This window comes from Enterovibrio calviensis DSM 14347 (assembly GCF_000621165.1).
Lineage (GTDB): Bacteria > Pseudomonadota > Gammaproteobacteria > Enterobacterales > Vibrionaceae > Enterovibrio > Enterovibrio calviensis.
Window position 1 is genome coordinate 53,422 of the sequence record NZ_JHZA01000008.1, and the last position, 14,213, is coordinate 67,634.

The 14,213-nt window shown below is 48.6% G+C and carries 15 protein-coding genes; 7 read left to right on the forward strand and 8 right to left on the reverse strand.

Annotated elements, in window-relative coordinates; genetic code table 11:
• Positions 1–72: 72 nt before the first annotated feature.
• Complete coding sequence (gene rimJ / locus Q365_RS0107230) at positions 73–660, reverse strand: ribosomal protein S5-alanine N-acetyltransferase (protein ID WP_035024656.1); 588 nt, start codon at positions 658–660, stop codon at positions 73–75.
• A 31-nt stretch (positions 661–691) separates the two neighbouring features.
• Here rimJ and Q365_RS0107235 point away from each other — a divergent pair, with 31 nt between their 5' ends.
• Entirely contained in the window at positions 692–1,162 is a 471-nt protein-coding gene (locus Q365_RS0107235; RefSeq protein WP_028022712.1) for a methylated-DNA--[protein]-cysteine S-methyltransferase, read from the forward strand.
• 19 nt (positions 1,163–1,181) lie between these two features.
• Here Q365_RS0107235 and tyrR read toward each other — a convergent pair whose 3' ends face one another.
• The 6 genes from tyrR to pspA all read right to left on the reverse strand — a co-directional run bounded on the left by tyrR (position 1,182) and on the right by pspA (position 6,830).
• Positions 1,182–2,720, reverse strand: a complete 1,539-nt coding sequence (gene tyrR, locus Q365_RS0107240) for a transcriptional regulator TyrR (protein ID WP_028022713.1) — start codon at positions 2,718–2,720, stop codon at positions 1,182–1,184.
• A gap of 314 nt (positions 2,721–3,034) precedes the next feature.
• Positions 3,035–4,048, reverse strand: a complete 1,014-nt coding sequence (locus Q365_RS0107245; RefSeq protein WP_028022714.1) for a YcjF family protein — start codon at positions 4,046–4,048, stop codon at positions 3,035–3,037.
• Positions 4,049–4,057: 9 nt separating this feature from the next.
• On the reverse strand, positions 4,058–5,452 hold the full coding sequence (locus Q365_RS0107250) for a YcjX family GTP-binding protein (RefSeq protein WP_028022715.1): 1,395 nt from the start codon (positions 5,450–5,452) through the stop codon (positions 4,058–4,060).
• Positions 5,453–5,526: 74 nt separating this feature from the next.
• A complete protein-coding gene (gene pspC / locus Q365_RS0107255; RefSeq protein ID WP_028022716.1) occupies positions 5,527–5,913 on the reverse strand; it encodes an envelope stress response membrane protein PspC in 387 nt (128 codons plus the stop codon).
• Complete coding sequence (pspB, locus tag Q365_RS0107260) at positions 5,910–6,140, reverse strand: envelope stress response membrane protein PspB (RefSeq protein WP_028022717.1); 231 nt, start codon at positions 6,138–6,140, stop codon at positions 5,910–5,912. The genes pspC and pspB overlap by 4 nt, the downstream gene beginning before the upstream one ends.
• A 24-nt stretch (positions 6,141–6,164) precedes the next feature.
• Complete coding sequence (gene pspA / locus Q365_RS0107265) at positions 6,165–6,830, reverse strand: phage shock protein PspA (RefSeq protein ID WP_028022718.1); 666 nt, start codon at positions 6,828–6,830, stop codon at positions 6,165–6,167.
• 186 nt (positions 6,831–7,016) lie between these two features.
• On the opposite strand from pspA, the gene pspF reads away from it, so the two are divergent.
• The 6 genes from pspF (at position 7,017) to Q365_RS0107295 (ending at position 13,387) form a co-directional block, all read left to right on the forward strand.
• Positions 7,017–8,018, forward strand: coding sequence for a phage shock protein operon transcriptional activator (gene pspF, locus Q365_RS0107270; protein WP_028022719.1), 1,002 nt, complete (start codon positions 7,017–7,019; stop codon positions 8,016–8,018).
• 109 nt (positions 8,019–8,127) lie between these two features.
• Entirely contained in the window at positions 8,128–9,747 is a 1,620-nt protein-coding gene (gene sapA / locus Q365_RS0107275) for an ABC transporter substrate-binding protein SapA (protein ID WP_028022720.1), read from the forward strand.
• A 3-nt stretch (positions 9,748–9,750) separates the two neighbouring features.
• On the forward strand, positions 9,751–10,713 hold the full coding sequence (locus Q365_RS0107280) for an ABC transporter permease (protein ID WP_028022721.1): 963 nt from the start codon (positions 9,751–9,753) through the stop codon (positions 10,711–10,713).
• Positions 10,700–11,587: a putrescine export ABC transporter permease SapC gene (gene sapC / locus Q365_RS0107285; protein ID WP_028022722.1), complete on the forward strand. Its 888-nt coding sequence runs from the start codon at positions 10,700–10,702 to the stop codon at positions 11,585–11,587. The genes Q365_RS0107280 and sapC overlap by 14 nt, the downstream gene beginning before the upstream one ends.
• Positions 11,587–12,597, forward strand: coding sequence for a peptide ABC transporter ATP-binding protein (locus Q365_RS0107290; protein ID WP_028022723.1), 1,011 nt, complete (start codon positions 11,587–11,589; stop codon positions 12,595–12,597). The genes sapC and Q365_RS0107290 overlap by 1 nt, the downstream gene beginning before the upstream one ends.
• Positions 12,581–13,387, forward strand: coding sequence for a peptide ABC transporter ATP-binding protein (locus Q365_RS0107295; RefSeq protein WP_028022724.1), 807 nt, complete (start codon positions 12,581–12,583; stop codon positions 13,385–13,387). The genes Q365_RS0107290 and Q365_RS0107295 overlap by 17 nt, the downstream gene beginning before the upstream one ends.
• A gap of 126 nt (positions 13,388–13,513) precedes the next feature.
• Here Q365_RS0107295 and pyrF read toward each other — a convergent pair whose 3' ends face one another.
• Entirely contained in the window at positions 13,514–14,209 is a 696-nt protein-coding gene (gene pyrF / locus Q365_RS0107300) for an orotidine-5'-phosphate decarboxylase (protein ID WP_028022725.1), read from the reverse strand.
• Between the last annotated feature and the right edge of the window lie 4 nt (positions 14,210–14,213).

Below are 14,213 nucleotides of genomic sequence, written 5' to 3' on the forward strand. Positions count from 1 at the left end.
AAGCTAGAACAGGTAAGCAAAGCCCTTTCCGTTATTTAAAAAAATGGAAGGGGCATTTTTTTGAGTATGTTATTACTCATTAATAGATGCCACCCAATGCGGATTGATCACAGACGTTAAGATATGGTCTTCCCACTGACCATTAATCAGTAGGTAGTCTTTCGCTTCCCCTTCCTTCACAAAGCCGGCTTCAAGCAGAACGGATTCGCTACGTGTATTACGCGGCATATAAGAAGCCATGATGCGATGCAGATTTAGGTTATCAAACAGCCATTGGTTGGTCGCTTTGAGCGAGCGTCTCATTAAGCCTTTCCCTTGAGAGGTTTCAGATAACGAGTACCCGACATTACAGGCGTGAAAAGGAAACTGCATGATGTTGTTGTAGGTAATCACACCCGCGATTTCATCACTTCCTTCTTCAAAAATCAGAAAGTAATAAGCCAAGCCATGTTTTTGCAGTTCAGTCAGCTGAATAACGCGTCTTTCCCACCCTTCGTAGGTAAAAAAACCATCCGGCCTTAGCGGCTCCCATGGCGTCAAGAAAGTGCGATTCACCTGAAAATATCGAACCACTCTTGCGACATCCGCCTTTTGAATCGCTCGAACAACAAGATTATCGACGTTTAAACTGGGGAAAGGGTTTATAATCTCGATTGACAACTTGCCTCCTGTCTACCTTTGGACTGGTCTTATGTACTACGATAGCTTCGATTCCCCGCTGGGGAAAATACATATGTTGGCGGATGAATCAGGACTTAGACAACTTTCGTTGTGTCTTCATCATCCCTTTGAGCCGAGCCTAGAGTGGAAACACTCCAAATCAAAGATCTCCGCATATCGAAACCAGTTGCTCGAATTTCTTACTGGCGATCGCACCCAATTCGACGTTACCCTCGCACCTCATGGCACAGAATTCCAACATCAAGTCTGGCAAGCCATCCGTGACATTCCCTATGGCGAAACACGAACCTATAGCCAGATTGCGGAAGCCATTGGAAACCCATTAGCGTGTCGCGCTGTGGGGATGGCAAGTAACGTCAACCCTATTCCTTTTATTGTGCCTTGCCATCGGGTCATTGGCAGCAATGGAAAACTCACAGGGTATCGCTACGGGGTAGAAATAAAACAAAAACTACTGCAATTAGAAGAAGCGGCAACCTAGGTTAGCCGCTTTTTCACGATTACTTCTTGCCTATCGCGTATTCACGCAATTTGTTTGCCACCGCGGTATGCGAAACATTTAAACGTTTTGCAAGCTTACGTGTGGATGGATAGCTGCGATATAAATTCGACAAAATGCCCGACTCATAACGCTTCATGATGTCATCCAACGAGCCTTCCATGGTCTCTTCCGTGAGGAATGCAGCTTGCTCTGTTTCAGGCAACTGAATGTCCTCTTTGGTCAAACAGCCATCTTCAATCTGTGTCATTGCACGGAACAAGACGTTACGAAGCTGTCGGACATTGCCCGGCCAAGAATACTGCGTTAAGAACTCAGGCACACCCTGCTGAAGCATTGGCTTTTCTTGACCCAATTCCGCCGAGAATTGATTGAGAAACAACTCAGCCAGTGGCTGAACATCCGATGGACGCTCTCGAAGTGAAGGCACGGTCAGCGACAATACATTGAGTCGATAATACAAATCTTCTCTGAACTGCCCTGCTGACACACGCTCTGCAAGATTCTTCTGCGTGGAGCAAATCACACGAACATCGACTTTGATTTCGCGCTCTTCGCCAACACGACGGAAAGTACCGTCTTGCATAAAGCGGAGTAGCTTGATTTGCAAATGCGGGCTCATTTCACCCACTTCGTACAAGAATACGGTTCCGCCGTCAGCCTGTTCGAACTGGCCTTTTTTGCCATCGTGGTCAATACCCGGTGCGCAACCAAACAGTTCGGTTTCAGCCGCGTCATCCGGCATAGAAACACAGTTCACGAGCAAAAACGGATTATCGGCACGATGCGATCGCTGATGACACGCTTTCGCCAGCAACTCTTTGCCTGTTCCCGTTTCTCCTTGGATCAACAAGGGGGCGTCCAGCAACGCGAACTTTTTCGCTTGATTAACTAGTGCACGGAATTTGCTCGATTGGCCAACAAGGTGTTCAAAGCCATGCTCTCCCTGCGTGCGATACAAGGTGGTCGGCAAATGGCTCATCGACACTTGTTTTAGTTGAATAACGGCACTGGCTAACAAGTCCTTGTCTTCGCTGTCCGTGACATACACCGGCATCACTTCCATCAGGTAGTCCAAGCCAGATATAACAACTTGACGACATACCTGACTGGCGTTATCTCGCTCTAACCAATGTGTGAAATTGAAATCAGGGAAAAGGTTATTCGCCACTTCACCGATTAACTGGGCTTCTTCCGTGTCCATCAGGCGAAAAGCGGCTTTGTTTGCCATGTCGACTTTGCCGTTCAAACTCACGGAAAACACGGGATCGCTCAAGGTTTCAAGCAAAGCGCGAAGTTCGCGATGTTCGCGTTCTGCAGGGAGAAATTGAATTTTCCTGACATCAGTAACGCCGCTGATCAAACGAATTTCCGACATGAGCTGTCGAAACTCCTCAAATTCGATTTCGGGGCAATTTAAGTAAATGATCCCGACTTGATCGATCTCTATGCCACGCAAGTCAATGCTGCGTCGAGCCAGAATATCGAGTAACTCACGAGTTAAGCCAAGTCGATCTTCGCAAAAGACCTGTAGTCTCACGGTGATGTCCTGCTAGCAGTAAGGGCGAAGATATCAGTGTTTCGACATCGACCCTGTTGATGAGAAAAATTGCACCAATACACAGTCACATTACTCAGCAATAAATCTCTATGTAAAGTGTCAGGAATTGTTGACAGTTTTTGAAGTTTGCTCCCGAAGCCCGTATGAGTCAAGCGGCGCGATACAAAACGTGAGAACAGAAACGCGGGTTTTGATGAAGAGGAGAGAAAGGAAACTCGAAAGAACAAACCAGTGAAAGCCTCCTTTCACTGGTTTGCTTGAGCGGGCAAAGATAGCACCACCTCCTGTCTAGATTACTTTTTAGACGAGGTGAGTCTGCCCAACAGCTGCTTTCGCATGTCAGATAGCTTTGGTGCTTGGGTTCCGACATAAGGCAGAGGGCGCATCACCGCCATGGCTTTGTACCCTAGTCTCGCGGTCAATAGCCCCACTCCCAAGCCCTGTGCAGCACGGGCTGACAGTTTGCCTGCCAAATCAACAGATAAGAGATCGGCACCAATATCCGTCATGGCTTCACTTGCTCCAGCAAACGCCATGTTTGCCAGCACCAAACGCAATAAACGGATCCGAGACCAATAGCCCAGCTTCACGCCATAGATGGTGGAGACTTGTTCGAGTAAGCGAAAGTTTCGCCATGCCACCAGCAGCATGTCTGCGATGGCTAATGGGCTAAGTGCCACCATGACCGCCGCTTCTGAGGCGTATTTCGTGACCATTTTCTTTGCACGAATATCTTGCTCAATCACCACCATTTGGTCGTACAGCTCGAACACTTCTCGATCATTGTGTGTGGCTGCAAGTGAAGTTTGCCACTTATCATAGCCGGCCGTCATCTCACTGTTTGCCTGTTTGGCGAGCTTTTCACACACGCTTTTGGCTTTGCCAATTCCATCAGCTTCAATGATGGACAGCACCTGTTCGCGCTCATCTTGTCGACCTTTCAATCGACTCAACGCCATGAACTCTCGTCCTAAGGCTGCGGCGCCCATTGCCGCGATACCAGCAACAAAACCACTCCAGCCTACGGCGAGCCAATCAGCAGCTTGAACGGCTGTCCACACACTGTCGACGGTCTGCCAACCAACCAGGCCAAGGCCGGCCACAGCAAGGGCGCGAAAGCCCCAACGTTTTTTCTTCGGGGCGAGCGCCGATTCAAGAACTTGCTCAGCCTCGGTTTCTGATTCTATCTCTTTGACAGCAAACGTTGTTGCCTCGCTGTCAAATTGCTTTTGAAGCGTCAATTCTGGCGCTTCTTCTTTCGGCTTTTCGGTGTCTTCAAACACCATCGCTTTTTTGTAATCGCTCATGTCGTACCTTTATCTGAGTTTGTCACCCAGTAAATACTGCAGTGCTTTATCGACTCGAATGTGTGGCAAGGGTTCGTCTACATCGTTCGGCATTGGCCTGAACTGACGAAATTCAAACTGATTGTTTTGCCAAAATGCATCACCCGGCAAACGTCCCGGCACATCGCCTGGGTACATCAACATAGGTTCGCCGGTTTCTAACGTTCCGCGAAGCGCTGCGACAGTCTCCCCTTTGTGGTCAACCATGCCCGGCTGCGTGGCTTGAATCGATGCCAAGCTGATGCATTCCATATCAATGCCTTCAAACGCGGCGGTTTGCCATGCTTCGTGTATCAGCTGTTGCAGCAAAGACACCAGATTTGGATGCTGATCGGGCGTGACGTGGTCAGCCTTGGTTGCCGCGAACAAGATCTTGTCGATACTCGGCGCAAACAAGCGACGCATCAGGCCGCTTTTACCATAGCGAAAGCTCTGCATAAGCTGTTCAAGTGCCAAACGCATATCATTGAATGATTCTGGCCCCGCATTCAAAGGTTGAAGCGTATCCACCAGCACTATTTGTCGGTCTACTTTGGAAAAGTGCTCTTGATAAAAGCCCTTCACGATGTGCTGGCAGTAGTAATCGTAACGCTGTTTCAGTATGGCGTAGTTACTGGTTTTGGACGCTTGAGCCAATTGGCTTTCACCGTATTTTTCATTCACCAACGGGAAGAATTGAAGTACTGGTGCACCTGCATACTCGCCCGGCAACACAAAGCGACCGGGTTGCACCCAATGGAGGCCGGCTTCATCTTTGCACGTGTGCAAATAGGCGGTGAATTTTGCTGATAGGTCAGCAATAAGCGCTTCATCCGCTTCTGCCAGCGGATCAAACTCATCTAACGCTGACAGCCAATCTTGCGCGAGTGTTTGACGCTTTCCACTCAAAATACCCGATTGTTTTCTCGACCACTCATCAAAGCTCATGGATAACAACGGTAAATCCAGTAGCCACTCACCGGGGTAATCGACAATATCCAAATACAGAGTGGCCGTATCTTGTAGCAGTTTCATCGGGCCGCTGTCTGGACGATAACGGATCGCCAGGCGAATCTCACTGACATCACGCGTCGGCGACGGCCAACGCGGGGGCTGCGAGCGTAACGCTTGAATGCCCTGATCGTAATCAAACGCCGGAATGTGCAATTGTGTCTGTTGTACCCTGCGAGCACCAAGCACTCGCCCATCTCGAACAGGTTGAAACAGCGGCATTCTCGGGTTGGTCGCGCTATGAAGCAACTGATTGATGAGTGACGTAATAAAGGCTGTTTTACCCGCTCGCGAAAGCCCAGTAACAGCAAGACGTACGTGGCGATCTAGGCCGCGGCTCACCCATTTATTGACATGGCTTTTAACGGATTTCATTGACAGCGGAAGCTCCTCTTAGAACCAGAAATCCCCCGCTACACGAGCGAGGGATGAGGATGTCAGTCTGAGAATTAAAGCTTTTTGAACTGACGATTAAGATCAAATTCGCTTGATGTCACATAGGCTTCCATTTTGGCAACCTCTTGCTCCATCTGCATCATTTCCTGATCAACATCTGCCAGCAAGTTACTCGCTGATTTACCTTGTTGCCAAGGCTTTTGTTTAACCTGATGTTCGCGGAAATGGCTAGTTTTCTTTGCTTCTTCTGGCGGCATCTTTTCGAGAATCAAGGTCGCGGCCACATATGCCACTATCACGAAAAAGCCCAGTCCAATCAGAAAAGCCGACACGGTAATAATCCTTACCAACCAGATTTCGATACCAAAGTAATCGGCGATCCCTGCACAAACGCCGCCGAGTTTCCCGTTTACGGGATCACGATACAACGTTTTACTCATTGTTTGTGTCTCCAATTTGGTGCTTCTTCATCAAGAATTCTCTCTAATGAATGAATGCGGTCTTGCAGCGTCTCTGCTCGGTCAGCCAATGCTTGCAGCTGCTCAAATTCATCACCGCTCAATCCCTGACCTACTTGACGTTTGCTGCGATAATGCAGCCACAGCCAGAGGGGAGCAACGAACACCAGAAACACCACCAATGGGATAGATAAAAACGCCATTGACATGCCAACTCCTTACCTTAATAGGTTTTATTCTTTGTCTTTGAGTTCCGCTTTCATACGAGCGAGTTCTTTTTCAATTTCATCTTGCGCTTGAAGATCTGCAAACTCATCTTCTAGGCGTTTGCCTTTGCCCACACTGTAGCTCTCAGCTTCGGCTTCAAGCTCATCAATACGACGCTCGTACTGCTCGAATTTTGCCAATGCTTCATCAGTACGTCCGGTGTCGAGTTGACGACGAACATCTAAGCGCTTGCCTGCCGCTTCACGGCGAATTACCAACGCTTGTTGACGTGCACGTGTTTCTGCCAGCTTAGTTTCCAGTTCTGCGACTTCGTTGCCGAGTTTGCCAATGGTCTCTTCGACCAAATGAAACTCTTCATTCAATGTCAGCAAGATATCGTGCACTTTCTGTTTTTCAATTAACGCGGCACGTGCCAAATCTTCACGAGATTTCTGCAGTGCTAGCGTGGCTTTTTCTTGCCAATCAGCCAATTGACGTTCAATCCCATCAATTTTACGCGCCAATTCTTTTTTGTCAGCCAGCGCGCGCGCTGAAGATGTGCGCACTTCGACCAATGTATCTTCCATTTCTTGGATAATCAGTCGAACCATTTTTTGTGGATCTTCGGCTTTATCCAGCAACGAATTAACGTTGGCGTTAACGATGTCTGCAAAGCGAGAGAAAATACCCATTGTGATGCTCCTTATTCCGAATGCGCCCTTTGCGCCTACCGATTGAGGAATGACCTCATTGGTTATGTCTATATCAAACAGCGTGCCAACTTTTATTTTCTATAAATATCAATATATTAAATTATTTTGCGCACAATGCCACCATCAGGGTATGATGAAATAAACTAACAGTTGGTAAATTTGACCATGCAGAAACCTGACAACCTTATTGGCGAATCCGATCACTTCCTTTCAGTGCTCGATCATGTTTCTCGCATCGCGCCACTCAACCGCCCCGTTCTTCTGCTGGGCGAACGCGGTACGGGTAAGGAACTCATCGCAAAACGACTGCATTATTTATCACGTCGATGGGACGGCCCGCTAGTCAGCCTTAACTGCGCCGCCTTGAGCGAGGGGCTAATTGATTCCGAGCTGTTTGGTCATGAGGCGGGATCGTTCAGTGGCGCCAAAGGACGCCACAAGGGACGATTTGAACGCGCAGAAGGCGGCACTCTTTTCTTGGATGAGCTAGCGACATCGCCACTTGGCGTTCAAGAAAAACTGCTCCGCGTGATTGAATACGGTGAGTATGAACGTGTAGGGGGAAGTGACATGCTAAGCTCCGACGTAAGGCTCATTTGTGCCACCAATGAAAACCTACCCGCACTCGCCGCTGACGGAAAGTTTCGCGCCGATCTACTCGATCGTCTCGCGTTTGATGTTATCCATCTTCCCCCGCTTCGCGAACGCCAAGGCGATATTGCGCTACTCGCCGAGTATTACGCAGTTAAAATGTGCCGAGAGCTTGGTTATCAGTATTTTTCAGGCTTTACGTCTAGTGCCATGAAAGCACTTCACGACTATCACTGGCCGGGCAATGTGCGAGAACTTAAGAACGTGGTTGAACGCGCCATCTATCGACATGCTGATGAAGACACGCCTGTCGATGCCATTTTGTTGGACCCTTATCAGCCGCCATGGTCTGCGTCAGCAACCACAGAGCCTACCGCGCAGCCTCAATTTACCTTGCCGATGGATTTACGTCAGTGGCAACAGAATCAAGAGAAAGACATTGTTGAATATGCCATGTCACATGCCAAGTTCAACCAAAGACGCGCCGCAGAACTGCTGGGCTTGAGCTACCATCAAGTAAGAGGCTTGTTACGTAAATACAACTTGGTTGGTGAGGAAAACACCGAATCAGAATGATTTTTGGTTTGTTGTTCTGAAATCACCCTGTTATTTGCACCGTGACTTGGTGACTTTGTTGCTTCAGTGGTAAATTAACATCTTAACTTTATTACCTAATCATTGGCTTATGAGCGCGCTAAGCCGCTTGCTACTCGCAAGCGTTACCATTCTCCTATTGGCAGGATGCGAAGATCCGTTCTCCGACAACTCTGCGCGAAACCGCGGGTTCATCTATTGCGGCCCGGGTCAGCCAAATACATTTAACCCTCAACTCACCGATGGTGGCCTGACTGCTGATGCTCTCTCCAGTCAAATCTTCGACCGTCTGTTGCAGCTTGACCCCGACACCTACCAGCCTATTCCTATGCTGGCGCAAAGTTGGCAAGTGAGTGAGGATGGTAAAGAGTACACCTTTGATCTGCGAAGAAGCGCGACGTTTCAAGTCACTGAATGGTTTATTCCTCATCGCGGCGTCACCGCCCAAGATGTCGTTTTTAGCTTCAAGCGCCTGATCGATCCAGAGCACCCCTACCATGATGTTTCTGGAGGGGAGTATCCTTGGTTCGACAGCATGGATTTTGAAAGCCTGATCGATGATGTAGTTGCCATTGGGGACTACAAAGTCAAATTCATGTTATCTCGCCCTGACGTGTCTTTTCTTTCTTCTCTCGCGACCACTTATGCCGTTGTTCATTCTTCAGAATACGCCCAGCATTTGCTTTCTTCTGGTACACCTGAACGCATTGATACTCACCCTGTCGGTTCAGGCGCATTCTTTTTAGATGACTATCAGCCTCACCGCTACATTCGCCTAAAACGCCACTGGGGATACTGGAATGGTGCGGCGCCTATGGAGCAAATTGCTTACGATATTAGCAATCGCGGCACAGGCACATTTACCAAGCTGATCACTCGAGAGTGTGACGTCTTGTCATCTCCAATCGCCAGCCAGTTATCAGTAATTAAAAAGAATCCGGACTTCGTTCTCGCCTCTCAAACGGGCATGAACGTTGCTTTCCTTGCACTCAACACCCGTCACCCCGCATTATCAGAACTCGAAGTTCGCCAAGCCATAAGCTTAGCGATTAACCGCGACACTCTCATTCAATCGGTTTACTACGGAACAGGTACTGCTGCGACGGGCATGTTGCCACCAATGTCATGGGCTTATGACAAACAAAGTGACATTGCCTTTGACCCTCAACTTGCGCTTGGCTTGATGGCGAAAGCGGGTTATCGCCATGGCTTTACGGTGGACCTCCTTGTGCCACTCACGCCAAAATCCTATAACCCAAGCCCAAGAAAGGCCGCAGAGTTGATTCAGTCAAACCTTTCGATGATTGGCATAACAGTTAATCTCGTGGCGCAAGAAGACATCAACCGAAAACAACTTAGACAAGATCCCGCTGATTTAGATATGGTGCTGACGGGCTGGATTGCAGATAATGGAGACCCTGATAATTTCCTTCGCCCTCTGTTGTCTTGCAATGCCAAGTTTACGGGCTGGAATCTTTCCAATTGGTGTAACCGCTATTTTGACCGTTTCCTTGATGCGGCTATCGCAACGGATGTGCGAGAAGAGCGCCGTGAACTCTACTTAAACGCACAAGCCATTTTACAAGAACGCATGCCTATTATTCCTCTCGCACATGGCGTTCATTATCAAGCGAGAAATGCCAAGCTTCAGGGAATAACCCTGAGTCCTTTCGGAGACAAATCTTTTGCCAATGTTTCTAGGAGCCAGTGATCTATGTTGATCTACGCGATTCGCAGGCTCAATCTGTTCATTATCACTTTGCTGATCCTGACATTGATCGGCTACAACATTGTTCGTCTTGACCCCTTTTCCATTTTTAATCAACAAGAGTTTTGGACTGGCTGGTTCCAATACTTACGTCAACTCATGCAAGGTGACCTCGGCATTTCAGCCAGCGGTTTACCCGTGACAGAATCACTGTCCCAGGTATTTCCTGCCACCTTAGAACTGTGTTTCTTTGCTTTCCTTTTGGCGCTCATTATCGGCATTCCATTTGGTACATTGGCGGGAATTCGTCGAGGCTCTGCCGCTGACATCATGATCTCCTCCATCACGTTACTGACGTTTTCGATGCCTATCTTCTGGATGGCTATCTTGATGATCATGGTGTTTTCACTCTATCTAGGTTGGCTGCCTGTTTCTGGCCGTTACAATCTTCTATTTGAAATCCCGACAGTGACCGGTTTCGCCTTGGTCGATGTGTTGATTTCTAATCACCCTCAGCGCAGCCAAGCCATCGAAGACATCATTCGACACCTCGTGATGCCAACGCTGGTGCTAGCTGTCGCCCCGACCACTGAAATCATTAAACTGTTGCGCGATTCGGTGGCAGACGTGATGAGTCAAAATTACATTAAAGCCGCAGCCACTAAAGGCTTGTCGAAATCAGAGATCGTGATGCGCCACGTGTTGAAAAATGCGCTGCCACCGATTATTCCCAAATTTGGTATCCAAATCTCCACCATGATGACGTTCGCAATCATTACTGAATCCATCTTTAACTGGCCTGGCATCGGAACCTGGCTGCTTAACGCGTTGAGTTTTCAAGACTATGTCACTGTACAGGCAGGGGTATTGGCTGTGGGTAGCGTTGTTCTGCTCGCCAACATTTTCTCCGATTTAGCAGGCGCGGCAATCAGTCCTCTTGCAAGGAAGGAATGGTATGCCCTCAAATAGTGTTTATTTAGAGCAGCACATCCCAACGCAGCTAGAGCGTTCGTGGAAAGCATTTCGCGAGAACACCCTCGCCGTATTTGGTTTCTGGTGGCTTTGCGTACTCATACTCATCACGCTGCTCGCACCTTGGATTTCACCTTATGACCCACAGTTTCAAACGGGGCACTTGCTACAGCCGCCGTCGTGGGATAACGCAGGTACTGTTGATTACTTTTTAGGAACCGATGACTTAACCCGCGACATGCTGTCGCGTTTGATCGCTGGATCGCGTTTGACCTTCGGATACGCGGTATTGGTTGCACTCGCTGCCGCCGTTCTTGGGGTACTGATTGGTATCTTAGCGGGAATGACATCGGGTCTGAAATCGAGTTTTCTTAACCATATATTAGATACCGTACTTTCAATCCCATCGCTATTGCTCGCCATTATTGTCGTGGCATTTTATGGACCAGGAGAGCTCAGCATTTTGCTCGCCGTTTGGCTTGCGTTGATACCGCGCTTTATTCGCGCCGTCTACACCGCTGTTCATGCCGAAATGGAAAAAGAGTACATATTGGCTTCACGGCTCGATGGCGCAAACAGCTTCTATTTGCTGTATCACTCTGTGCTTCCCAATATTCTTATTGTTCTTAGCACTGAGCTTACGCGCGCTATCTCGGTCGCTATTTTGGATATTGCCGCTTTAGGCTTTCTCGGCTTGGGTGCGCAAGCGCCATCCCCTGAGTGGGGAGCCATGCTGGGGGATTCCATCGAATTGGTATTTACAGCACCTTGGACAGTTACCCTGCCCGGATTAGCTATTATGATAAGTGTGCTTGTCGTCAACCTCGTCGGTGACGGCGTCAGCCAAGCGTTAAACGCAGGAACAGAATAATGCCACTGTTAGATATTCGACACCTCACCATTGAAATTGATACGCCTCAAGGCCCCGTCAAAGCGGTTGACCGAATGAGCTTGACCATCAATGAAGGTGAAATCCGAGGCTTGGTGGGCGAATCAGGTTCAGGAAAAAGCCTAGTTGCAAAGGCGATTTGTGGTGTCACCAAGGACAACTGGCGTGTCAGCGCGGATCGTTTAAGACTCGGTAATATTGACCTACTCTCATTGCCTGCTAGAGAGCGTCGCCATGTTGTTGGTAAAGACATTGCGATGATATTTCAGGAGCCATCCACTTGTCTCGACCCTTCAGAAGAAGTCGGGTATCAGTTGGAAGAAGCGATACCCTCAAGCTCATTTAGCGGAAGTTGGTGGCAGCGCCTGTCATGGCGTAAACAGCAATCTATCGCTTTGCTGCATAAAGTGGGTATTAAAGATCATAAGCGCGTCATGAAGAGCTACCCCTACGAATTAACCGATGGGGAATGCCAAAAGGTCATGATTGCCATGGCCATCGCCAATCGCCCTCAACTCTTGATTGCGGATGAACCGACCGCCGATTTGGACCCAATCACGCAGGCGCAAATTTTCCGTTTATTGAGCAGAACCAACCAAATTGCGAACACCACGATCTTGTTGATCAGCCACGATCTGACAACTGTCACCCAGTGGGCTGACCGCATCACCGTGATGTACTGCGGTCAGTCCGTGGAGTCGGCAGGACGAAAGCAAATCATCGAAAAACCGCATCACCCATACACGGATGCCTTACTTCGTGCCATGCCTGATTTCAGCAAAGACATTCCACACAAAAGTAAGCTGGCGGCGCTTCCTGGTTCGATTCCACCGTTGCAGCACCTTCCAATTGGTTGCCGATTGGGGCCTCGCTGTCCTTACGCACAACGAAAGTGTGTTGAAGTGCCACGTACCATCAAAGTGAAGAATCACAAATTCGCCTGTCATTTCCCTCTCAATATGGAAGCCAAAAAACATGACCGCACTGCTTGAAGTTGATGGCTTATCCAAAAACTATCAATACCGCACCGGAATTTTCACCAAGCGCGTGATTGAAGCGGTAAAGCCGGTGTCTTTCTCATTGGACGCAGGCGAAACTCTGGCATTCATCGGTGAAAATGGTTCAGGAAAGTCGACGCTGGCTAAAATGCTGGCGGGTGTGGTTATGCCCACTGGCGGTGAAGTTCGCGTTAATGGTGAAGTGCTAAGACCCAATGATTACAAAACACGATGCAAGTTGATTCGGATGATCTTCCAAGATCCCAACACATCGCTGAATCCGCGTAATCAGATTGGTCAAATACTCGAAAGTCCTCTTAAGCGAAACACTAATATGACGCCGCAAGAGCGTGAGCGCCGAGTTAATGACACGCTGCGTCAAGTTGGCCTTCTGCCTGAACATGCCTATTTCTACCCGCAAATGCTGGCAACAGGGCAAAAGCAGCGTATCTCGCTGGCAAGAGCTTTGATTCTGCAGCCCTGTGTGATTGTCGCGGATGAAGCTTTGAATGGATTGGATATGTCCATGCGTTCCCAGATCCTGAACCTGCTTCTCGAACTGCAAGAGCTAATGGGGCTTTCCTACATCTATGTGTCACAACACATGGGCGTTATTAAGCATGTCGCCGACAAAGTGATGGTGATGCAAAATGGTGAAGTCGTTGAGTCTGGAACGACACAGTCTGTATTTTCTGACCCGCAGCACGGTTTAACGCAGCGTCTTATTGAAAGCCACTTTACCGCCCCAACCATGGACAGACGTTCAAGATACAACGTCGCATAAAGCGACATATAGTATTCCTGACCAAATGATTCGTCCTGATTAGAAACAAAAAGAGCGGCTATCAGCCGCTCTTTTGATGTTTTCGCTAACAGCGCTTGGTCAAATCATATTATCGACCAACACGTTCTAAGCCAAAGAGGCATTAATCTCTGTCAGAACCTGCATTGGGTCTGCTGCTTGCGTAATTGGACGACCGATAACCAAGTAGTCAGAACCCGCTGTCACGGCTTCTACAGGCGTCATTATACGGCGTTGGTCGCCCGCGTCAGAACCTGCAGGGCGAATGCCTGGAGTCACTAGTTTGAAATCTTGCCCTAACGCAGATTTCAGCATGCTCGACTCATGTGCAGAACAAACCACACCGTCTAGTCCAGCATTTCGCGTTAGCGAAGCCAAAGACAATACATGTTCTTGAGGCTCCCGGTTAATACCAATACCCATAAGATCGCTTTGCTCCATGCTAGTCAGCACCGTCACGCCGATCAGCAATGGCTTGTCTTTTCCATACGGTTCCAACGCTTCACGCGCAGCAACCATCATTCGCTCACCGCCACTTGCGTGAACGTTCACCATCCACACGCCCAATTCCGCTGCAGCCGCAACAGCACGCGCACAGGTATTAGGAATATCGTGAAATTTCAGATCCAGAAAAACAGTATGACCACGCTCATGAAGCTTGCGTACATAGTCAGGACCGTAAAGGGTAAACATTTCCTTACCCACTTTCAGGTGGCAACTGCCTGGCTCAATACGATCTACAAACGCGAGCGCCTGATCAATGTTTGGGTAATCTAATGCAACAATAACTTTTGGATCCTGCATTCCT

What these genes read in the sequence shown, in the direction of transcription:
- Q365_RS0107235 (WP_028022712.1), top strand. Translation starts at nt 692, where the DNA reads ATGTACTACGATAGCTTCGATTCCCCGCTGGGGAAAATACATATGTTG.
- Q365_RS0107245 (WP_028022714.1), bottom strand. Translation starts at nt 4,048, where the DNA reads ATGAGCGATTACAAAAAAGCGATGGTGTTTGAAGACACCGAAAAGCCG.
- Q365_RS0107250 (WP_028022715.1), bottom strand. Translation starts at nt 5,452, where the DNA reads ATGAAATCCGTTAAAAGCCATGTCAATAAATGGGTGAGCCGCGGCCTA.
- pspC (WP_028022716.1), bottom strand. Translation starts at nt 5,913, where the DNA reads ATGAGTAAAACGTTGTATCGTGATCCCGTAAACGGGAAACTCGGCGGC.
- pspB (WP_028022717.1), bottom strand. Translation starts at nt 6,140, where the DNA reads ATGTCAATGGCGTTTTTATCTATCCCATTGGTGGTGTTTCTGGTGTTC.
- pspA (WP_028022718.1), bottom strand. Translation starts at nt 6,830, where the DNA reads ATGGGTATTTTCTCTCGCTTTGCAGACATCGTTAACGCCAACGTTAAT.
- pspF (WP_028022719.1), top strand. Translation starts at nt 7,017, where the DNA reads ATGCAGAAACCTGACAACCTTATTGGCGAATCCGATCACTTCCTTTCA.
- sapA (WP_028022720.1), top strand. Translation starts at nt 8,128, where the DNA reads ATGAGCGCGCTAAGCCGCTTGCTACTCGCAAGCGTTACCATTCTCCTA.
- Q365_RS0107280 (WP_028022721.1), top strand. Translation starts at nt 9,751, where the DNA reads ATGTTGATCTACGCGATTCGCAGGCTCAATCTGTTCATTATCACTTTG.
- sapC (WP_028022722.1), top strand. Translation starts at nt 10,700, where the DNA reads ATGCCCTCAAATAGTGTTTATTTAGAGCAGCACATCCCAACGCAGCTA.
- Q365_RS0107290 (WP_028022723.1), top strand. Translation starts at nt 11,587, where the DNA reads ATGCCACTGTTAGATATTCGACACCTCACCATTGAAATTGATACGCCT.
- Q365_RS0107295 (WP_028022724.1), top strand. Translation starts at nt 12,581, where the DNA reads ATGACCGCACTGCTTGAAGTTGATGGCTTATCCAAAAACTATCAATAC.
- pyrF (WP_028022725.1), bottom strand. Translation starts at nt 14,209, where the DNA reads ATGCAGGATCCAAAAGTTATTGTTGCATTAGATTACCCAAACATTGAT.